The organism is Candidatus Pelagibacter sp. HIMB1611 (assembly GCF_052047715.1).
Lineage (GTDB): Bacteria > Pseudomonadota > Alphaproteobacteria > Pelagibacterales > Pelagibacteraceae > Pelagibacter.
In genome coordinates this window covers 887,173-907,881 of record NZ_JBNAJM010000001.1, presented here as the reverse complement: position 1 = coordinate 907,881, position 20,709 = coordinate 887,173, and the positions used below count along the sequence as shown (strand labels likewise).

Here is a 20,709-nt window from a genome sequence, read left to right as displayed (position 1 = left end):
ATTGAAAAAAAAAATACTAATACTTTCAGGTGGAATATCAAAGGAGAGATTAATAAGTCTTGATACAGGTAAACAGGTTGCCAAAGAGCTGAAAAAAAATGGTTATAAAATTCAGATTTCTGAACCAGATAGATCTTTATCTTTAAATATCAAAAAATTTAAACCTGATATAATTTTTAATGCATTGCATGGTCAATTTGGAGAGGATGGATATATCCAAAGTATTTTAGAGAAATTTAAAATTCCATATACCCATTCTGGTGTTGTTGCTTCATCTTTAGCTATGGATAAAGAAATTTCAAAAAAAATCTTTATAAAAAATAAAATTAATACACCAAAATTTTTTGTTTATAATTATGGTTATAAATCATCTACCTTAATAAAAAAAATTCAGTCAAAATTAAAATTTCCTGTTGTCATAAAACCTTTAAATGAGGGTTCAAGTGTTAATGTTTTTATATGCAACAAATCTAATCTAGCACAAAAAGTTAAATCATTAAAAGATTACAAAAAAATTATGATTGAGGAATTTATTAGAGGAAGGGAAATTCAGGTAGCAATTATGGGTAATAAAAAACTTGGAGCAATTGAATTAAAACCCAAAAGAGCTTTCTATGATTATCAAGCAAAGTATAATAAAAATGCAAAAACTGAACACATAATACCTGTTGATTTACCAAATAAAAAATTAAATCAAGTATTGAACATGGCGCTTAAAGCACACCAGATTATTGGTTGTTCTGGCGTTACACGTTCTGATTTTAAATATTACAATGATAAATTTTACTTATTAGAAATTAATACTCAACCAGGTATGACTAAATTATCTCTTGTCCCTGAAATAGCTTCTTATAGGGGAATAAATTTTTTGAAACTAATTGAATGGATTTTAAAAGATGCATCAAAGAAAAAGTAAAAAAATATTAATTTACTTTTTTTTATTAATTTTAGTGGGTTCAATAAATAATAGCTCAATAGATAATTTTAAATTAGAAAAAGTAAATAACATAAATATTTTTGGATTAGAAAAAAATGATCAAAATGAAATACTTTATAATTTAAATAAATTAGATTTAAAAAATATTTTTTTTATAAATAAAAAAAACATTGGAAATATAATTGAATCGAATTCATTAGTTGAAAAGTACAATGTTATAAAAAAATACCCTCATTCAATTGAAATTAATATTAAAAAGACAAATTTTATTGCCACGATTAATAAAAATGGAAAGTCTTTTTTAATTGGAAATAATGGCAAATTATCAAGTAACAAGAGTTCAGTAACACAACTTCCTTACATATTTGGAAATCCAAAAATAGAAGAGGTTTTAGAATTAAAAAAAATTATTGATCAGTCAAATATTGATTATTCACAAATAAGTTCTCTATATTATTTTAAATCTAATCGATGGGATTTAAAATTTAACAATAAATTAGAAATTAAATTACCTGAGAATATTGAAAAAGAAACCTTAGATAAATTATCAATTTTTCTAAAAAATATTAAATTAGAAGATAAAAAAATTGTAGATGCTAGAATAAAAAATCAAATAATAATTTTACATGAATAAAGAATTAGATTTTGAGACAAATTTAATTATTTCTTATGACAAATTTGAAATATTTTTACTAGATATTAAAAGTTATAAAAATATATATTACAAAGAATTTAAATTTGGATACGAAACAGAAAAAATAAATTTCAATCTTTTGAGTGAGTTTATAGAAAACAATATTTTTAAAATTGAGAAATTAGCAGGAAATTTTGTAAACAATATAAACGTAGTAATTGAAAATAAATTAATTCTTACTTCTGACATAAGTATAAAAAAAAAAAATTATTCTGGAGAAGTTACAGGTGCATTATTGCAGGGTATGCTTACAGATATTAAAGAATTATTTAAAGAAAATTATAATGAATATCAATTCATGCACTTGATAATAAATAAATATATAATTGACGGCGAAAGTTACTCTTCTTTAAATGATCAAATTGTTAATAATAAAATTTGTCTAGAAATCAAAATAATTTTAATTTCCAATTTAATTATACTTGAAATAGAAAATATTTTAAAAAGATATCAAATCAAAGTTAATAATTATTTTGATAAAAAATATATAGAGAATTTTTTAAACGACGAAAGATTAGACGTATCGATGAAGATGCATAAATTATCTAATGGTTTGAATGCCAACGAAGTTCGCATAACTTCAAAAATTATAAAAAAACAGGGTTTTTTTGAGAAATTTTTTCAATTATTCAGTTAATTTTGTTTTATCTTGTAACAATAGTTGTTTTTATGTAGCTCAACATTCATTCTAAAAAACAATGTGTCTTATTTAACCCAAAAAACAGTAAAAAATAATATTTCTTTTAGCGGTATATCTCTACATAGTGGCCTTGATGTAAAAGTTTGCATCAAACCAGCATTACCTAATCACGGCATAGTTTTCAAAAGAGTAGACTTAAAAAGTAATAATTTAGTTTATCCAAGTTTTATGAATGTTACAAATACATCTCTAAATACAACAATTGAAAATGAATATGGAGTTAAGGTTTCAACAATTGAGCATTTGATGTGTGCATTATTTGGATTAGGTATAGATAATGCTTTAATTGAAATTGATAATGAGGAAGTTCCTATTTTAGATGGATCTGCAAAAATATTTATCGAAAAAATTATCTCAGCTGGAATTGAAATTTCAGAGTTTCCAATAAAAATAATTAAGATAAATAAAGAAATTAGTTATTCAGAAGGTGATCGTTCTATAATAATTAAGCCATCAACTTTAAGTTTAGATATTGACTTTGAACTAAAATATAAAAACCCTATCATTGGAAATCAAAGTAATAAGTTTAAGGTTTATGAAGATGATTTATCTGATGTTTACAATTCAAGAACTTTTTGTCTGTTTGAGGATATTGAAATGATTAAAAAAAGTGGCCTAGCTAAAGGTGGAAGTTTGGAAAATGCTGTTGTTGTTAATGATAAAGAAATTTTAAATCCAGAAGGATTAAGAAATGAAAAAGAATTTGTAAATCATAAAATATTAGATTGTATAGGAGATTTATATACTGCTGGTTATAGAATAATTGGATCCATAAAATGTAGTCAAGGAGGCCATTATTTGACAAATAGACTACTAAGAAAAGTTTTTGAAACCGAAGAAAATTTTTCAATTTTAGAAATTAAAGAAAAAAACTTGCCCCATACTTTAATTAATAGAAAATATTTAAGATCTATAGCATAATTACAAGTAAATCTTTTAAAATTTTTTAAACTAAATATAAATTTGAGATGAAAAAATTATACGTCTTCTTAATTTGTTCCTTAATTTTATTTGTATCTTGCACTAAAGAACCGATTAAAAAATCTGAAATTAAGGAAGAAACATTGATTTCACAAGTAATCGAAGCTTACGATGAAGGAATGGAGGCTTTGAAAGCAGGAGATGTGCTTTTTGCGGCTTTAAAGTTCAATGAGGCTGAAATTTTATTTCCTCAATCTTCATGGGCTCCCAAGTCTGCATTGATGGCATCATATAGTTATTATTCTCAAGACTATTATTTAGACGCAATAGCAGAACTAGAAAGATTTATAAGAGTATATCCTAAACATAAAAATATGGATTATGCATATTATTTACTAAGTCTCTGTTATTATGAACAAATAGTTGATGAAAAAAAAGATCTAAGATCAATTACAGAAGCAAAAAAATTTTTTGATATTATTTTAAGAAATTATCCAGATGGTGATTATGCAAAAGATGTAAATTTTAAAAATGATTACGTCAATGATATTTTAGCATCCAAGGAAATGTATCTTGGCAGATATTATCTTGATAGAAAAAAATGGATACCAGCAATAAATAGGTTTAAAAATATTATAAACTTTTATGACACAACAATTTACACAGAGGAAGCTTTATACAGGTTAGTTGAAATATACTATTTGCTAGGATTAGAACAAGAAGCAGAAAAATATGCATATCTTCTAGGATACAACTACCAATCCTCATATTGGTATGAAAAATCTTATAGTTTTTTTGATAATATGTATGCAAAAAAATTAAAAAAAAATAAAAAAGATAAAAACAAAAAAAAAAATATTATAATCAAAAAATTTAAATCTCTTTTTGATTAGAATGAACAAAAAAAAAATTAAAAGTCTCTACAACTTAAAAATAAAGTTATTTCATAAATTTAACGAAAGTTATTTTGATAAAAATAGTTCATTAGTTTCTGATCAAGAATATGATAGTTTGAAAAATGAAATATTGGAGCTAGAGAAAAATAATAATTTTCTAAATTCGAAGTATTCACCATCTAAAAATGTAGGATTCAAACCATCTAAAAATTTTAAAAAATCATTACACAAAATACCAATGTTATCTTTAGGGAATGCTTTTTCCAAAGATGATTTAATAAATTTTGAAAAGAAAATTAAAAATTTCTTATCTATAAAAAAAGACTTCGAAATTAATTATAGTGCTGAGCCTAAAATTGATGGCATATCTGCGTCATTAACTTTTAAAAATGGTAAATTTTATAAAGGTCTTTCTAGAGGAGATGGAAAAGAAGGAGAAGATATAACTGAAAATCTTAAAACAATAGAAGATATACCCAAAAAAATTTCTAACAAAGATTTTCCAGAAGAAATTGATATAAGGGGTGAGGTATTTATACAAAATAGTGATTTTAAGAATTTAAATGAAAAGTTTGCGAACCCTAGAAATGCAGCATCTGGTTCGCTTAGACAAAAAAATCCAGAGGAAACAACAAAAATACCATTAAAATTTATCGCCTATACATTTGGATATGAAAAAGGACTAGAAGTTAACAATCAATCTGATTTTCTTAACAAATTAAGTGAATGGGGGTTTAAAACAAATCCATTAAATAAGTTAACCACAGGAATTAAAAATTTAATGGAAAATTATAATGAAATTGAAAAAAAAAGAGCAACTTTAGATTTTGACATAGATGGAATAGTTTACAAAGTGAACGATTTTTCCATGCAAAGAAGATTAGGTAATGTTGCTAATGCTCCAAGATGGGCCATTGCACATAAATTTTCATCTAACAAAGCAGTTTCTAAAATTTTAGATATAGAAATTCAGATAGGAAGAACTGGTGCCTTAACACCGGTTGCAAAAATTAAACCAATCAATATTGGCGGCGTTATAGTTTCGAACGCAACATTGCATAATGAAGATGAAATTAATCGAAAAGATATTAGAGTAGGTGATACAGCAGTTATAGAGAGAGCTGGAGATGTAATACCACATATACTTTCAGTGGATAAACAAAAAAGATTGAAAAATTCAAAAAAATTCATTTTCCCAAAAAATTGTCCATCATGTGGATCTGAAACAATTAAAGAATTTAATACAGTAACAAAAAAAGTTGATGCTGTAAGGAGATGTTCTAGTGAAGGTTATTATTGTGACAAAATATCAATCGAAAAATTAAAACATTTTGTTTCAAAAGAAGCCTTTAATATAGATGGTTTTGGTAAAAAAATAGTTGAAAATTTTTGGAAATTAAAATTCATTAAATATCCTCAAGATATTTTTAATTTAGATTTTTCAAAAATTGAAAATTTAGATGGTTGGGGAAAACTATCTGTCCAAAATTTAAAGTATTCAATAGATCAAAAAAAAAATATTTCTTTAGAAAGATTTATATATTCTCTGGGTATACGACATATAGGTTTAGAAAATGCAAAACTGTTATCTAAACATTTTGTATCATTTTCAGAATTAAAAAAGTTATCTAAACAATTTGATTATGAAGATTTGCTAAATATTGATGGAATTGGTGAAACACAAGTCAGTTCAATTAAGAGTTTTTTTTCAAATGAAGTAAATAAAAGAGTTCTGAATGAATTAGAAAAAGTTTTGTTAATTAAAGATGCTATTCAAAATTCAAATGATGGATTGCTGAAAAATAAGACTTTTTTGGTTACTGGAAAATTAAATGGGATTAGTAGAGCTGAAGTTAAATCTTTAATTGAAGAAAATTCTGGAAAAACAATTAGCAGTGTATCTAAAAAACTAAATTTCTTAATTATTGGTGAAAAACCAACTAAGAAGAAAGTAGATTATGCTAAAGAATTGAAAATAAAAATCATTGACCAAGTTGAATTTTTAAAAATACTAAATAAAACTAGCTAACCACTTTCTCTCATTTGGATTTAAATATTTTGATATCTTTGAATAAACTTCTAAATGATATTTAAATAGATAGTCTTTTTCATTACTCGTTAATAAATCTAAATTTATTAAATCCTTCTCTATAGGCGCCAGTGTTAAATTGTGAAATAACAAATTATTGTTTATTTTTTTTACATAAACTAAATTTTCAATCCTAATTCCATATTCATTAGTTTTATAATACCCAGGTTCATTACTTAAAATCATCCCTTCTCTGATTTTTACTGAATTTATTTTTGTAATAGATTGAGGCCCTTCATGAACATTAAGAAAAAAGCCAACACCATGTCCTGTACCATGCGCATAATCCAGGTTGCTTTTGTTTAAAAATTTTCTTGCTCTTTTATCAATTTTTTTACCAGTATCATCTTTATTAATATCAGTTGTAGCTACAGCAATATGACCTTTTAATACTTTTGTGAAAATATTTTTGATGTTTTGTTTTTGTTTTGCAAAACATATTGTTCTTGTGACATCAGTTGTACCATATTTATATTGTCCACCTGAGTCACATAACAAAATATCATTCTTATTAATTGTTCTGCAATTTTCTTTTTTAGCACGGTAGTGTACTATAGCTCCATTTTTACCCGAGCCAGCTATTGTATCAAAACTTGGATAGAGAAAGTTTTTATTTAATTTTCTAAAATTTTCTAATTTCTTAGCCGCTTCTACTTCTGTAATTTTTTTTTTATTAATTTTTTTTATCCAAAATAAAAATTTGGTTAATGCTACTCCATCTGCAATATGTGCTTTAATTGTATTTTTAATTTCAGTTTTATTTTTGATTGCTTTTAAAAGATAAATTGGATCTTCTGTTTTTACGATCTTAAATTTAGACTTTATTAAATTTTCATAAAATATTGAACAAGATTTATTATCAACAATAAAATTTTTTCCCTTAAGATCTAGTATTTTACTTGATAAATTATTTACATCTAAAAATTCATTTTTCTTAATAATTTTATTTTTTAATAATTGCTTACATTTTTTAAAATTACTTATGAGTAATATTTTTTTTGATTTACTTACTATCAATCTTGAATTGGGAATCGGGCTATTGGGACCATCTCCGCCTCGTATATTTAAAGTCCACGCAACATTTTCTGGCGCACTAATAAAAATATAATCTGATTTGTTTTTTTTTAAGTATTTAGATATTTTATTTAATTTAGAATTAATACTTTCACCAACAATATTCTTATCTAAAGAAAAAAACGGAATAGAGGTATGCTCTTTCTGTTTTTTGATTTCATCAATTAGATTTTTTTCAACATGTTTAATTTTGTTATATTTTAAAAAATAATTTTTTATTTGAGTATTTGTAAATAACTTTGGATCTATGCCAAGTGTGAGATTTTTAAACAAACTACAATTTATTAATTTTTCAAACCCATAAATTTTAAAATTTTTCCCACTCTCGATTTTGCTTTGAATTGTGTATCTCCCGTCAGTAAACAAATAATTTTTATTTTTAAGAATTATAGCTAGACCAGCAGATCCACTAAAATTCGAAATAACTTCTAATCTATTTAATTTTGAATATTCTGTAAAAAAATCATCATTTTTTGGAATTATGTAGCCATCAATTCCGTATTTTTTAAATTTACTTTTTAATAAATTTAAATGATTCTTCATTTAATTCTCTTTTGATACCTTATCCACCCTGGACTTCTTGTTCCTTCTTCAATTTCAAAATCCTGATTAAACTCAAAATCATCATCATTGTTAATTTCTTCTTCAAAGAAAGAATTTTTTTCTAAATGCTTTTCAGGTAATTCATCAATAAATCGCGAAGCCATACTATCTATCCAATCCCCTTGGTAAAATCTATTCATTGAGAAAGAAATTATAGCTTTCTTTTTCGCTCTTGTAATTCCTACATACGCTAGCCGTCTTTCTTCTTCTAGACCATTTTGACCTTTTTCTTCAATAGATTTTTGATGTGGAAACAGTCCTTCTTCCCATCCAGGTAAAAATACAACATCAAATTCCAAACCTTTTGCTGCATGCATGGTCATCATGTTAATTTTTTCACCATCCCATTCTTGATCTACTGAGGTTGCTAAAGATACATGTTCTAAAAAACTTTCTAAATTATCAAATTCTTTCATAGCACTTAACAACTCTTTGATATTTTCAAGTCTATTTTCATTATCTAAATCTTTTTTATTTTTGAGCATTGCTGAATAACCAGATTCATCTAAAACAATCTGTAATAACTTAATGTGATTTGATTTCTTTATGATTAAATCATTTCTCCATTTGTTTAGAGAATTAATAAACAAGCTAAGTCCAATTTTAGTTTTTGGCTTAATTAAATTTTGCTCAAGCATTTTTATTGATGCTCTTTCTAAATTTAAATTATTTTCCTTAGCAAACTCGTGAATGTTTTTTAAAGTACTATCACCTATCGATCTTTTTGGATTGTTAACAATTCTCTCAAAAGCTAAGTCATCTCTCTCTTGATGAATTAATCTTAAATAAGCAACACAGTCTTTAATTTCTGCTCTTTCGTAAAACTTTGTACCACCTAATATTCTGTAGGGCATACCAATTTTCAGGAACCGCTCTTCAAATTCACGTGTTTGAAAAATAGCTCTAACTAAAATTGCAATATTATTATATGAAAATTTCTTTTTTATTTTTTTTTCAATTTCATCAGAAACACCAATTGCTTCATCTTTACCATTTTTAAAACAGTTTAATTGAACTAAATCACCTTCTTCCATTGTAGTAATCAATGTTTTTCCAACTCTATTTTGATTATTAGAAATAAGATTTGAAGCAACTGATAAAATATTTTGAGAAGATCTATAATTTTGTTCTAATCTTATTACTTTTGTATTATCATAAACTTGGTCAAATTCTAAAAAATTTTTAATCTCAGCACCTCTCCAGCTATATATTGATTGATCATCATCACCAACACAGCAAATATTTTTATTTTTTTCAGAAAGAAGATTAAGCCATTTACTTTGAATAAAATTTGTATCTTGGTACTCATCAACCAAGATGTATTTGAAATTTTTAGAATATATTTCTCTAATATCAGGATTAAATTCTAAAATTTTTACTGTATGTAAAATTAAATCACCAAAATCACAGGAATTTAAATCAGTTAATTTTTGTTGATATATTTTGTATAATGGAAGGACAGTTTTTTCATAAATATCTTTTTTGCTTATGACTACTTCCCCAGGATAAAAACCTTTATTCTTCCATTTATCAATTATTGCAAGTATAAATCTTGGTGATAATTGTTTGATATCGATATTTTCTGCTTTGCATATATTTTTTATTAATCTAATCTGATCTTCAGTATCTATAATAGTGAAATTCGAGTTTAATTGTGCAGCTGAAGCATGTTTTCTTAACAATTTCGCACAAATTGAATGAAAAGTTCCCAACCAAGAAAGACCAACAGCAGCAGATCCTAAAATTTTACTAACTCTATTTTGCATTTCTTTAGCAGCTTTATTTGTAAATGTGACTGCAAGAATTTGATTAGGAAAAGCTTTTTTTTCTTTAATAATATTTGCTATTCTTGATGTTAGAACTTTAGTTTTTCCTGAACCAGCACCAGCTACTATTAAAAGAGGACCATCTAGATGCATTACTGCCTCCTTTTGAGCTTCATTTAAACCATTTAAATATTCTCTATTTATCATTCGAAATAATGTTTTATAAGATTACTACTTAAAATGAATAATCTTAAATTTATTGCTAATTTTAATAAAAAATTAAGTAAATTAATTAATAATCTATTAGAGAAAAATTTAAACAAGTTAAATGTTGATAACTTTAAAAATTTATTAATTAACAATAAAATATTTTTATCTATTGTCGCACTAATTATTTTATTTTTATCTTATCTTTCATTTCCAAGCATGCATAATAAAGAGGAAGTAGCTTCAGAGATTAAAAAAAATTTAAAAAACAAATTAAACCTAGAGTTTAATTTTCAAGAAGATTTAGATTATAAATTTTTACCAAGGCCTCATTTTACTACAAATAATTCCTCAATTAATTCTCAAGAAGATAAAATTACAGAAATAAAAAAACTTAAAGTTTATGTCTCTTTAGAAAATCTATTTTCTTTAAAAAATATTAAATTAAATCATGTCATTTTAGAAGAAGCAAATTTTAATTTAAACGAAGAAAATTATAATTTTTTTTATAATTTATTAGGTGGTAATTTTAATGATTTTAAATTTGAAATTTTAAAAAGTAATGTTTTTTATAGAAGTTTAGAAAATGAAGTTTTATTTATTAACAATATTAAAAACGCAAAATATTATTACGATCCTAAAGAAATTAAAAATATGCTTTATGCAAATAATGAGATATTTAATTTACCTTATTCAATCAAAGTTTTTGATGATAAAATTGAAAAGACAATATATTCTAAAATAAATATAGAAAGTTTAAGACTAGAAATAGACAATCAAACTTCATATAATGATACAAATTATTTAGGTTCCTCAGAAATAAATTTAATAAACACAAAAAGTTTATTTGAGTACCAAATAAAAGATAATTTATTTGAATATAAATTTTTTGATAAATTACAAAATTCAGAGTTTTCTTACACAGGTAAATTTAATTTTAAACCATTTTACTCAAGCATAACAGGTAATACAAATAGACTAAATTTTTCGCCTTTGTTTTCGTCAAATGCAATAATTAAAGAGCTTTTAAAGACTGAAATTTTAAACAATAACAATATTGATTTTTATTTAATCATTTCTGGAAACAGCATTAAACAATTTGATGATATTAAGAATGTTTTAATAAAATCAAAAATTCAAGAAGGTTTAGTAGATATTGATCAATCCAAAATGACTTGGAAAAATAATATTAAATTTGAGTTTTTAGATAGCTTAATATTTGTGGAAGATGGCAAATTAATTTTAGACTCTAATGTTGAAATTAATATAAATGATAGTGATGAACTTTACAAATTCTTGCTTACTCCAAAAAATTTGAGAAAAAAAATTAGTAAAGTTAATGTGAATTTCACTTATTTGTTTGATGAAAAAAACATAAAAGTTAACAATATCAGGGTAGACGGAAAAACACTTGAAAAATCTAATTATGCCTTTGAGGACATTTTACTAAAAGAAAATAATCTACAAAATAAAATTTATTTAAAAAATTTACTGAATGGAGTAATAAAAAATTACGCAGGATAAATCATTTTTCTAGGATCAACTATTTTCTCATAGTCTTTTTTACTAATTAATCCTGTTTTTAACGTCTCATGTTTTAGTGTTGTGTTATTTTTTAAAGCTGTTTTAGCTATTTTGGCAGCATTATCGTAACCAATATGTGGAGCCAAAGCTGTTACTAACATTAAAGAATTATCTAAATGCTCTTTTATTTTCTTTTTATTAGCTTTAATTCCTTTAACGCAATAAAGCGCAAAATTTTTTGTGCTGTCTGCCAATAAGTCAATAGATTGCAAAACGTTATGGGCAATTAATGGCTTAAACACATTTAATTCAAAATGACCATGAGATCCTGCCATCGTAATTCCATTGTGATTTCCAATTACGTTTGCGCACACCATTGTAACTGCTTCACACTGAGTTGGATTTACTTTACCAGGCATTATTGATGAGCCAGGTTCATTCTCAGGTAGTATTAATTCTCCATATCCAGCTCGAGGTCCAGATCCTAAAAATCTGATATCATTAGAAATTTTCATTAATGCAACGGCGCATGTATTCAATGTTCCAGAAAAATTTACTATTGCATCATGTGCTGCAAGTTCAGAAAATTTATTTGGTGCAGGTTTAAATTTTATTTTAGTAAATTTTGAAATTTCTTTGACTATTTTTTTATCAAAGTTTTTTTTTGAGTTTATTCCTGTTCCAACAGCTGTTCCACCTTGAGCTAAAAATAGAATTTCTTTCAATGCATATTCTATTCTTTCAATACATTTTTTTAATTGAGCATGATATCCAGAAAATTCCTGACCAAGAGATAATGGAGTTGCATCTTGAAGATGAGTTCTTCCAATTTTAACAATTTTTTTAAATTCTATAGATTTTTTCTTTAATTCTTTTTCTAAAATTTTTAAACTTGGCAACATTTTAGCTAGGGTTTGTATTGCTACAGAAATATGCATAGCAGTTGGGAAAACATCATTTGTAGATTGTGATTTGTTTACATGATCATTTGGATGGACTGGTTTTTTTGTACCTTTTTTTCCACCAAGCATTTCAATAGCTCTATTAGCAATTACTTCATTAACATTCATGTTTGTCTGAGTTCCAGAACCTGTTTGCCAAACTTTTAAAGGAAAATTTTCATCTAATTCTCCTTTAATTACTTCGTCTGAAGCTCTGATAATTGCTTTTGAAATCCTACTACTAATTAATTTATCTTTAGCATGAACTATAGCTGCCGATCTTTTAATGATAGCAATTGATTTTATTATAGAAATATTAACTAAAATTTTTCCAATATTAAAAAATTTATTTGATCTTTGCGTTGAAGCACCCCAGTATTTGTCGTTAGGAACTTTTATACTTCCAATACTGTCAAATTCTTTTCTTATTTTCATTGATTAATTTTTAAGTAAAAATAATTATATTCATACAATAAATTTTAAAAAACTTACAGGAGCATTATGTCGAATTTTAGTAAAGTTGGAACTTTTATGAAAACCTTTGGTCAAGATGTTAAAACTAAGCCATCTTTTAGTACCGATAAGATAAATAAATTAAGAATAGATTTAATTAAAGAAGAGTTAGATGAGCTTACAGAAGCTATGAATAATAAAGATTTATTAGAAGTTGCTGATGCACTTACAGATATTTTATATGTAACTTATGGTGCAGGTCATGCATTTGGCATTGATTTAGATAAATGTTTTGAAGAGGTTCAAAATTCAAATATGAGTAAATTAGATGAAAATGGAAAACCAATTTATAATGAAGCTGGAAAAGTGATGAAAGGCCCTAACTATTTTAAACCAGATCTATCTAAGTTTGTAAGTTAAATTTCTAGTTTAAAGTCAACTGCTGTAGCACTGTGAGTAATACTTCCTACAGAAATTCTATTTACACCAGTTGAAGCAATTGCTTTAACAGTTTTTAAATTAACATTTCCAGAAGCTTCTGTTTCGTAATACTTTTTAGCAATTTTAACTGCATTTTTTAAATTTTTGATGTTCATATTATCCAGCAGAACAGTATTAAACTTTAATCCTAAAATTGATTTAAGTTGATCGATTGTATCAACCTCTACTGTAATTTTTTTTCCTTTTTTACTTTTAATTGCTTTTATAACTAAATTTTTTAAATTTGAACTTGCGATGTGATTGTCTTTTATTAGATATTCATCACTTAAATTAAATCTATGGTTCGTACCTCCTCCTAATTTCACTGCATACTTTTGAATTACTCTAAGATTTGGAATTGTTTTTCTAGTGCAACAAATTTTAGTTTTTTTTCCAGCTAACCTTACAAATTCATTCGTCTTTGTTGCTATACCAGAAATATGTGATAAAAAATTTAGAGCAACTCTTTCAGCAATCAAAATATTTTTTGCCTTACCTTTTATCAAAGCAACTAAAGAACCTTTTTTAATTCTCGAACCATCTTTTTTTTTAACCATAAATTTTATTTTATTATCAATTAAGGAAAAAGTTTGTTTAACAAATAATAATCCAGCAACAACTGCATTTTGATTTGATATTAATTTAACGGTTACAATTTTATCGTTATTAATTAGTGCTGAAGTGATATCACCTGAAGGATAAAGATCCTCGTTTAGAGCTAACTTAACAGTACTTTTAATAAATTCTTTGCTTAATTTTATTTTTGACACTTAATTATCTGCCAATAGCTGCCATTCTCTCTACAGATATTCTGGCTTTTTCAATTGTTTCTTTATCCATTATAATTTCGCCAGTTTCGTTTTCCAAACAATCTAAAATTTTAGGTAAAGTGATCTTTTTCATATGTGGACACATATTGCATGGTTTAATAAAATCTACATTTGGATTTTCAACTTGAATGTTATCACTCATTGAACATTCAGTAACCATCATTACTTTTTTTGGTTGATTATCTTTTACATATTTAATCATTCCAGAAGTCGATCCTGCAAAATCACTTGCCTCAATTACATCTGGGGGACACTCTGGATGAGCAATAATCTTTATTCCAGGATTGTTTTTTCTAATATCTTCAATTTCTTTTTTATTAAATTGGTCGTGTACTATACAAATTCCTTTCCAGGATATAATTTCTACATCAGTCTGAGATGCAACGTACTTTGCAAGGTAATCATCGGGTAAAAATATTACTTTTTTTACACCAAGTGATTTAACAATTTTCACTGCATTTGCTGATGTACAACAAACATCTGTTTCAGCTTTTACTTCAGCTGAAGTATTTACGTATGATACCACAGGAACACCTGGGTACTTCTCTTTTAGTAATCTCACATCTTTACCAGTGATTGAGGATGATAAAGAACAGCCCGCATCCATATCAGGTAAAATTACTTTTTTATTAGGGCTCATTAATTTTGCAGTTTCAGCCATAAAATGAACTCCTGCCATTAAAATTATATTTGCTGAAGTTTTTGATGCTTCTATAGCTAGCGCAAGTGAGTCTGCAGAGAAATCAGCAACACCATGATAAATCTCTGGTGTTTGATAGTTGTGAGCTAAAATTACTGCATTCTTTTCTTTTTTTAATTTATTGATTTTATGTATGTATGGTGCATGCACTGACCATTCAATCTCAGGCATTACCTTTGAAATTTTTTGATAAATAGGATCTGTTGCTTTACGTACTTCTTGTGTAAATTCCATAAAGTTTTTTACCAATTTGAAACATAATTGTCATTCATTTATTATGAGACAAATCGCGGTCGTGCTGAAATTGGTAGACAGGCACGGTTGAGGGCCGTGTGGACCTAGTCCATGAGAGTTCGAGTCTCTCCGACCGCACCAAATTTCAATTTTTATTAATCCACTCAGGTTTTTTTATACTTATTGAAGCTTCTTTAGTTTTAAATTTAAGTTTTTCATCAAAGTTTTCATCTAAAAATTTGATTAAAGCAAAAGGGTAATCATTATTTATTAATACTTTACCTATTTCATTTTCATTATTAAAAATACTTTCTCCTTCATTTAATTTTCCATCAATAATGTTTATAGGCATCAATCTTTTTGAAAGTTTATTTTTTAATTTAATTCTAGCCGTATTTTCTTGCCCTACGTAACAACCTTTTTTAAAATCAATCCCATTTAGATCTTCAAAATTACATTCAATGCCAAACAATTTATCTTGTAATTTGTTCAAATCTTTTGGAACTATTCCTAGTTTATGACTTAAAGAGTAGTATTCTTTTACATCGGCACTGTGAAGATCTAATTTTTTTAAGGATAAATAAAGTTTTTCTAAATTAATTATTAATCTTGCTCCTAATTCTTTATTTCTTGGATCTAAAAAAATAGGATCTTCTCTATATTTAATTGTAAATCCTAATTGATCTTTTGCTTCATCAAATTTTAAAAATTTTTCATGAGTAAAAGCTGCCACAACAAACTCATTACTTAGATTAAGTATTTCAACTTTTGACCTTAGCTTATATAGAGATAACTGCTTAAACAATCCATCTGCTTGACGTTTTTCACAGTCTAAAATAAATCCAGATTTATGTTTTACAATTATAAATTCGTATAAAAATTTTCCTTGTGGAGTTAATAAAGATGTAAAACAACTATTGAATTCGCTTACTTTATTTATGTCGTTACTAATAAGATTTTGTAAAAAATCTTTTGCATCTTCTCCACTTATGTAAAGAATTGATCTGTCTTCTAAAATATAAACATTTTTAATATTCATAATTGATTAATTATAGATTGTAATATAATAACAATTTCTCAGAATGTTAGATCTTTTAATCAAAAATGGACAATGTTATATCGATGGTGAAGTAAAAGATGTTGATGTTGCAATAAAAGATGGAAAAATTCAAAAGATTGGTCAAATTTCAGACGAAGCAAAAGAAACAATTAATGCTGAAGGCCAAACAGTTTTACCCGGCTGTATAGATACTCAAACGCATTTTAGAGAACCTGGATCAACTGATACTGAAGATCTTCATTCAGGGAGTAGGGCAGCAATAGCAGGTGGGATTACTAGTGTATTTGAAATGCCTAATACTAATCCTCCAACTTCAAACATGAAAGAGTTTCAAAGAAAACTAGATCTTGCTAAAAATAGAATGTATTGCAATTACGCTTTTTATTTTGGTGCTACGGCTGATAACGCAGATGATTTAGCTAGTTTAAAAGATTTAGTGGGTTGTTGTGGAATTAAGCTTTTTGCTGGCTCTTCGACTGGTAATTTATTGGTGGCTGAAGAAGATGATATAGATAAAGTTTTTCAAAACGCTTCCAAAGTTGTTGCAGTGCATTCCGAGGATGAATCAATATTAAAAATTAATAAAAAATTAATTAAAGAAGGAGATGTTCACACACATCATGTATGGAGGAGCGCAGAATGTGCGATAGCATCTACAAGAAGAATTGTTAGAATTGCAGAAAAGCATAAGAAAAAAGCTCATGTTCTTCATATTACAACGAAAGAAGAAATTGATTTTCTTTCTCAGCACAAGGGCAACATTACTTTTGAGATAACTCCTCAGCATCTAACTCTTTATGCTCCAGATTGTTATGACAAACTTGGAACTTATGCTCAAATGAACCCACCATTAAGAGATAAATCTCACTATGATAGATTATGGTATGGGGTCAGAAATAACTTTAATGACACTATCGGATCAGATCATGCACCTCATTTAAAAGAGAATAAAGATAAAGTTTACCCCAATACTCCTTCAGGAATGCCAGGTGTTCAAACTTTAATGCCAGTAATGTTAAATCACATTAATGATGGAAAGCTGAGTTTAAATCAGTTGATCAATTTTGTTTGTGAAAATCCAGTTAAAATTTTTGGAATTCAAAATAAAGGGTTTATTAAAGAAGGGTATGATGCTGATTTTACAATTGTTAATATGAACAAAACGATCGAAATTAAAAATGAAAATATTGAGAGCAAATGTAAATGGTCTCCATTTAATGGATTTAAATTTAAAGGAACACCCACTCATACTATCATTGCAGGAAAAATTAAAATGCAAGATGGGAAAATTTTAGGAGATCCAGAAGGCACTCCTTTGCAATTTAGTTAAGCTTAACTGTAAAACTATTTACTAGAATTACTCCCAAAACAATTAAAAATAATCCTAATATTGCTTGCCAAGCTAAAGTTTGTTTAAAAAATATATATCCCAGTATAGCAATTGTAAAAATTCCTAATCCACTCCATGTAGCGTATACAATTGCAATTGGAAGTTTGTTTACAACAAAAGTTAATAAATAAAATGCACAAAGATAAAAAATTGATAAAGCAACTGTAGGTATAACCTTAGTAAAGTTTTGAGAAACTGGTAGCAACATCGTTCCAGCAACTTCGCAAAAAATTGCAGCAATTAAAAATATATAAGTTTTAATCATTATTTAAAATTTTATGACTTACTAAATCTTCTTTAATTTCATTTAGTATTGCTGGATCATCTATTGTTGGTGGAATTTTATATTCAACACCATCTGCAATTTTTCTTATTGTTCCTCTTAAAATTTTTCCTGATCTAGTTTTTGGCAATCTTTTTATAACAATAACAGTCTTAAATGCAGCAACAGGACCAATTTTATCTCTTACCATTTGCACACATTCTTTTGATATAGTTTCATTATCTTTTTCAACACCTGATTTTAATACCACTAAACCAATTGGTAATTGACCTTTTAATTTGTCTGCAATTCCTAGCACTGCGCATTCAGCAACAGATTGATTTTCAGACAATACTTCTTCAATTGCACCAGTTGATAATCTATGACCAGCAACATTAATAATATCATCTGTTCTAGACATAATCCAAATGTAACCATCATCATCAATATGTCCCGCATCATAAGTTTGGTAATATCCCTCATAATTAGTCATATAGTTTTCTTTGTATCTTTGATCTGCATTCCAAAGAGTTGGGAATGTTCCAGGAGGTAAAGGTAGTTTTACAACAATATCTCCCATTTCATTTGGTTTAGCTAAAGATTGATCTGGTTTAATGATTTTAACATCATATCCAGGTACTGCTTTGCAAGCTGAGCCATATTTGGTCTCCATCATTTCAATTCCTGTACAATTTGAGCTGATTGCCCAACTGGTCTCAGTTTGCCACCAGTGATCAATCACAGGAACCTTTAATAAATTTTCAGCCCACTTGATAGTGTCTGGATCTGCTCTTTCTCCAGCAAGGAACAAGCTCTCAAAACTAGACAAATCATACTTTGAGAAAAATTTACCCTCTGGATCTTCTTTTTTAATAGCTCTAAATGCAGTTGGTGCAGTGAATAATGATTTTACTTTATAATCTGAAATAATTTTCCAGAAAGCACCAGCGTCAGGAGTTCCAACAGGCTTTCCTTCAAATAAAACTGTAGTGCATCCTTTGAACAAAGGAGCATAAACTATGTATGAGTGCCCAACAATCCAACCAATATCACTAGCCGACCACCATATGTCGTCAGTATCAATATTGTAGATATTTTTCATAGTCCATTTAAGAGCAACGATATGGCCACCAATGTCTCTAACAATACCTTTTGGTGTTCCAGTTGTTCCAGATGTATAGAGGATGTAAGCAAACTCATTTGAATTCATTTCAACACAATCAGCATCTTTTGCATTTGACACTGCCTCTTCCCAACTAATCTCTGTTGGAGCATTTAATTTGACTTCGTTTCCTGGTCTTTGAAACAAAATCATCTTTTCAATTTTATGATTAGCTATTTTTATAGCCTCATCTACTAAAGGTTTGTACTCAACTGTCCTTCCAGGCTCAAAACCACATGAAGCCGTTACTAATAACTTTGCTTTACTGTCATCTATTCTGCTTGCAAGTTCATTTGAGGCAAATCCACCAAAGACTACTGAGTGAATGGCTCCAATTCTTGCACAAGCAAGCATAGCAATTACCGCCTCAGGGATCATTGGCATGTAAATGATTACTCTATCCCCTTTATTTACACCTTGTTGTTTTAAGGCTCCTGCAAATTTTGATACTTTTGCTCTAAGTTCTTCATAAGTGAACTTAGATTTGTTAACTGTGATAGGACTATCGTAGATTAAAGCAGTTTTTTGACCTCTTCCTTGGTCAATGTGAATGTCTAGAGCATTATAACAAGTGTTAGTAACACCATCTTCGAACCATTTATAGAAAGGAGGATTAGATTTATTTAAAATTTTTGTTGGTTTTTTAAACCAAAAGATATCTTCACTAGCTTCTTGCCAAAAATTTTCAGGGTTTTTTATGGAATTTTCATAAATACTTTGAAATTTTTTTGACATTCTAATTTGATTCGATTTTCGTTATTTTTTTGGTTTTTAACTTATAAATTGTATTTAATTTTAAAAATTCAGTAAAATCAATGCAAATTAATGACAATTAAGTCTTCATAAAACTAATTTAATTTGCTATTTAACTCCAACTTTGGCTTAGGGTTACTTAAGTCTAGTTTATATAAACTAATAAATAAAAACTAACGAAGAGGGAGTTTTTTATGAAAAAACTTAAATTGTTTGCTCTTACAGTTGTTGCTCTTATGGGCGTAACTGGTGTTGCAAACGCTGAAACAGCTATGCTGGCTCAAGACGATTTCGTAGGTATTTCGTTTTGGTTAGTATCTATGGCTTGTTTAGCTGCTACTGTATTCTTTTTCTTAGAAAGAAGTTCAGTTCCAGCTGGATGGAGAGTTTCAATGACAGTTGCTGGTCTAGTAACTGGTATTGCATTCGTACACTACATGTACATGAGAGATGTATGGATCGCTACTGGTGACTCACCAACTGTATACAGATACATTGACTGGTTAATTACAGTGCCATTATTGATGTTAGAATTCTATTTTGTTCTATCAGCAGTAAACAAATCAGACTCTGGAATTTTCTGGAGACTAATGATTGGTACATTAGTAATGCTAGTAGGTGGATACTTAGGAGAAGCTGGATACATCAACGCTACACTTGGTTTCATAATCGGTATGGCTGGTTGGGTATACATCTTATATGAAGTATTCTCTGGTGAAGCAGGTAAGAGAGCAGCGAAAAGTGGTAACAAATCACTTGTAACTGCTTTTGGTGCAATGAGAATGATCGTTACTGTAGGTTGGGCGATCTACCCATTAGGTTACATTTTTGGTTACCTAACAGGTGGTGTAGATGCTAACTCACTAAACGTGATTTACAACGCAGCTGACTTCTTGAACAAGATCGCTTTCGGTCTGATCATTTGGGCAGCAGCTATGCAACAACCTGGTAGAGCTAAGTAGTAGTTTTACTTAAAATTTAAAAAAAGGGCAGGTACAATTTTGTACTTGCCCTTTTTTTTGCCTTAGGTAAA

18 protein-coding genes and 1 tRNA gene are annotated in these 20,709 nt (G+C 27.4%); 11 read left to right on the top strand and 8 right to left on the bottom strand.

What is annotated here, in order from left to right:
* The first annotated feature begins 1 nt into the window (after position 1).
* The 6 genes from ACTTAS_RS05025 to ligA all read left to right on the top strand — a co-directional run bounded on the left by ACTTAS_RS05025 (position 2) and on the right by ligA (position 6,177).
* The gene (locus ACTTAS_RS05025) at positions 2-916 is read left to right on the top strand and encodes a D-alanine--D-alanine ligase (protein ID WP_440678557.1); all 915 of its coding nucleotides are present in this window, start codon (positions 2-4) and stop codon (positions 914-916) included.
* On the top strand, positions 897-1,571 hold the full coding sequence (locus ACTTAS_RS05020; protein WP_440678556.1) for a cell division protein FtsQ/DivIB: 675 nt from the start codon (positions 897-899) through the stop codon (positions 1,569-1,571). The genes ACTTAS_RS05025 and ACTTAS_RS05020 overlap by 20 nt, the downstream gene beginning before the upstream one ends.
* Positions 1,564-2,268 carry a hypothetical protein gene (locus ACTTAS_RS05015; protein WP_440678555.1) on the top strand — a complete coding sequence of 235 codons (705 nt, stop codon included), beginning with the start codon at positions 1,564-1,566 and terminating at the stop codon, positions 2,266-2,268. Before ACTTAS_RS05020 ends, ACTTAS_RS05015 begins: the two co-directional genes overlap by 8 nt.
* 63 nt (positions 2,269-2,331) lie before the next feature.
* Entirely contained in the window at positions 2,332-3,252 is a 921-nt protein-coding gene (gene lpxC / locus ACTTAS_RS05010) for a UDP-3-O-acyl-N-acetylglucosamine deacetylase (RefSeq protein ID WP_440678554.1), read from the top strand.
* A 47-nt stretch (positions 3,253-3,299) separates the two neighbouring features.
* A complete protein-coding gene (locus ACTTAS_RS05005; RefSeq protein ID WP_440678553.1) occupies positions 3,300-4,145 on the top strand; it encodes an outer membrane protein assembly factor BamD in 846 nt (281 codons plus the stop codon).
* 1 nt (position 4,146) lies between these two features.
* Positions 4,147-6,177: an NAD-dependent DNA ligase LigA gene (gene ligA / locus ACTTAS_RS05000; RefSeq protein ID WP_440678552.1), complete on the top strand. Its 2,031-nt coding sequence runs from the start codon at positions 4,147-4,149 to the stop codon at positions 6,175-6,177.
* Here ligA and ACTTAS_RS04995 read toward each other — a convergent pair.
* Together ACTTAS_RS04995 and ACTTAS_RS04990 are read right to left on the bottom strand one after the other, a co-directional pair.
* Positions 6,160-7,854: a M24 family metallopeptidase gene (locus ACTTAS_RS04995; protein ID WP_440678551.1), complete on the bottom strand. Its 1,695-nt coding sequence runs from the start codon at positions 7,852-7,854 to the stop codon at positions 6,160-6,162. The genes ligA and ACTTAS_RS04995 overlap by 18 nt on opposite strands.
* Positions 7,851-9,887, bottom strand: a complete 2,037-nt coding sequence (locus tag ACTTAS_RS04990) for an ATP-dependent helicase (RefSeq protein ID WP_440678550.1) — start codon at positions 9,885-9,887, stop codon at positions 7,851-7,853. The genes ACTTAS_RS04995 and ACTTAS_RS04990 overlap by 4 nt, the downstream gene beginning before the upstream one ends.
* A gap of 33 nt (positions 9,888-9,920) precedes the next feature.
* Between ACTTAS_RS04990 and ACTTAS_RS04985 the strand changes: the two genes are divergently transcribed.
* Positions 9,921-11,411: an AsmA family protein gene (locus ACTTAS_RS04985; protein WP_440678549.1), complete on the top strand. Its 1,491-nt coding sequence runs from the start codon at positions 9,921-9,923 to the stop codon at positions 11,409-11,411.
* On the opposite strand, the gene fumC is transcribed toward ACTTAS_RS04985, so the two are convergent.
* On the bottom strand, positions 11,399-12,787 hold the full coding sequence (gene fumC / locus ACTTAS_RS04980; protein WP_440678548.1) for a class II fumarate hydratase: 1,389 nt from the start codon (positions 12,785-12,787) through the stop codon (positions 11,399-11,401). The two genes, ACTTAS_RS04985 and fumC, sit on opposite strands and share 13 nt — an antisense overlap.
* 66 nt (positions 12,788-12,853) lie before the next feature.
* Between fumC and ACTTAS_RS04975 the strand changes: the two genes are divergently transcribed.
* Entirely contained in the window at positions 12,854-13,225 is a 372-nt protein-coding gene (locus ACTTAS_RS04975) for a phosphoribosyl-ATP diphosphatase (protein ID WP_440678547.1), read from the top strand.
* Here ACTTAS_RS04975 and nadC read toward each other — a convergent pair.
* Positions 13,222-14,055: a carboxylating nicotinate-nucleotide diphosphorylase gene (nadC, locus tag ACTTAS_RS04970; RefSeq protein WP_440678546.1), complete on the bottom strand. Its 834-nt coding sequence runs from the start codon at positions 14,053-14,055 to the stop codon at positions 13,222-13,224. The two genes, ACTTAS_RS04975 and nadC, sit on opposite strands and share 4 nt — an antisense overlap.
* 4 nt (positions 14,056-14,059) lie before the next feature.
* On the bottom strand, positions 14,060-15,049 hold the full coding sequence (nadA, locus tag ACTTAS_RS04965; protein WP_440678545.1) for a quinolinate synthase NadA: 990 nt from the start codon (positions 15,047-15,049) through the stop codon (positions 14,060-14,062).
* Between the two features lie 55 nt (positions 15,050-15,104).
* On the opposite strand from nadA, the gene ACTTAS_RS04960 reads away from it, so the two are divergent.
* A tRNA-Leu gene (locus tag ACTTAS_RS04960) sits at positions 15,105-15,190 on the top strand.
* Positions 15,191-15,194: 4 nt separating this feature from the next.
* Here the strand turns inward: ACTTAS_RS04960 and ygfZ are convergent.
* Positions 15,195-16,088, bottom strand: coding sequence for a CAF17-like 4Fe-4S cluster assembly/insertion protein YgfZ (gene ygfZ, locus ACTTAS_RS04955; RefSeq protein ID WP_440678544.1), 894 nt, complete (start codon positions 16,086-16,088; stop codon positions 15,195-15,197).
* A 43-nt stretch (positions 16,089-16,131) separates the two neighbouring features.
* On the opposite strand from ygfZ, the gene ACTTAS_RS04950 reads away from it, so the two are divergent.
* Positions 16,132-17,439 (top strand): dihydroorotase, encoded by a 1,308-nt coding sequence (locus ACTTAS_RS04950; RefSeq protein WP_440678543.1) that lies wholly within the window; start codon positions 16,132-16,134, stop codon positions 17,437-17,439.
* Here the strand turns inward: ACTTAS_RS04950 and ACTTAS_RS04945 are convergent.
* A complete protein-coding gene (locus tag ACTTAS_RS04945; protein ID WP_440647812.1) occupies positions 17,432-17,764 on the bottom strand; it encodes a DMT family transporter in 333 nt (110 codons plus the stop codon). The genes ACTTAS_RS04950 and ACTTAS_RS04945 overlap by 8 nt on opposite strands.
* A complete protein-coding gene (locus ACTTAS_RS04940) occupies positions 17,757-19,658 on the bottom strand; it encodes a propionyl-CoA synthetase (protein ID WP_440678542.1) in 1,902 nt (633 codons plus the stop codon). The genes ACTTAS_RS04945 and ACTTAS_RS04940 overlap by 8 nt, the downstream gene beginning before the upstream one ends.
* Positions 19,659-19,870: 212 nt before the next feature.
* Between ACTTAS_RS04940 and ACTTAS_RS04935 the strand changes: the two genes are divergently transcribed.
* Positions 19,871-20,638 carry a bacteriorhodopsin-like gene (locus ACTTAS_RS04935; RefSeq protein ID WP_440651056.1) on the top strand — a complete coding sequence of 256 codons (768 nt, stop codon included), beginning with the start codon at positions 19,871-19,873 and terminating at the stop codon, positions 20,636-20,638.
* Positions 20,639-20,709: the final 71 nt, after the last annotated feature.

What these genes read in the sequence shown, in the direction of transcription:
- ACTTAS_RS04985 (WP_440678549.1), top strand. Translation starts at nt 9,921, where the DNA reads ATGAATAATCTTAAATTTATTGCTAATTTTAATAAAAAATTAAGTAAA.
- ACTTAS_RS04945 (WP_440647812.1), bottom strand. Translation starts at nt 17,764, where the DNA reads ATGATTAAAACTTATATATTTTTAATTGCTGCAATTTTTTGCGAAGTT.
- ACTTAS_RS05020 (WP_440678556.1), top strand. Translation starts at nt 897, where the DNA reads ATGCATCAAAGAAAAAGTAAAAAAATATTAATTTACTTTTTTTTATTA.
- ligA (WP_440678552.1), top strand. Translation starts at nt 4,147, where the DNA reads ATGAACAAAAAAAAAATTAAAAGTCTCTACAACTTAAAAATAAAGTTA.
- ACTTAS_RS04990 (WP_440678550.1), bottom strand. Translation starts at nt 9,887, where the DNA reads ATGATAAATAGAGAATATTTAAATGGTTTAAATGAAGCTCAAAAGGAG.
- ACTTAS_RS04950 (WP_440678543.1), top strand. Translation starts at nt 16,132, where the DNA reads ATGTTAGATCTTTTAATCAAAAATGGACAATGTTATATCGATGGTGAA.
- fumC (WP_440678548.1), bottom strand. Translation starts at nt 12,787, where the DNA reads ATGAAAATAAGAAAAGAATTTGACAGTATTGGAAGTATAAAAGTTCCT.
- ACTTAS_RS04935 (WP_440651056.1), top strand. Translation starts at nt 19,871, where the DNA reads ATGAAAAAACTTAAATTGTTTGCTCTTACAGTTGTTGCTCTTATGGGC.
- ygfZ (WP_440678544.1), bottom strand. Translation starts at nt 16,088, where the DNA reads ATGAATATTAAAAATGTTTATATTTTAGAAGACAGATCAATTCTTTAC.
- ACTTAS_RS05015 (WP_440678555.1), top strand. Translation starts at nt 1,564, where the DNA reads ATGAATAAAGAATTAGATTTTGAGACAAATTTAATTATTTCTTATGAC.
- ACTTAS_RS04975 (WP_440678547.1), top strand. Translation starts at nt 12,854, where the DNA reads ATGTCGAATTTTAGTAAAGTTGGAACTTTTATGAAAACCTTTGGTCAA.
- ACTTAS_RS04995 (WP_440678551.1), bottom strand. Translation starts at nt 7,854, where the DNA reads ATGAAGAATCATTTAAATTTATTAAAAAGTAAATTTAAAAAATACGGA.
- ACTTAS_RS05005 (WP_440678553.1), top strand. Translation starts at nt 3,300, where the DNA reads ATGAAAAAATTATACGTCTTCTTAATTTGTTCCTTAATTTTATTTGTA.
- ACTTAS_RS04940 (WP_440678542.1), bottom strand. Translation starts at nt 19,658, where the DNA reads ATGTCAAAAAAATTTCAAAGTATTTATGAAAATTCCATAAAAAACCCT.
- nadA (WP_440678545.1), bottom strand. Translation starts at nt 15,049, where the DNA reads ATGGAATTTACACAAGAAGTACGTAAAGCAACAGATCCTATTTATCAA.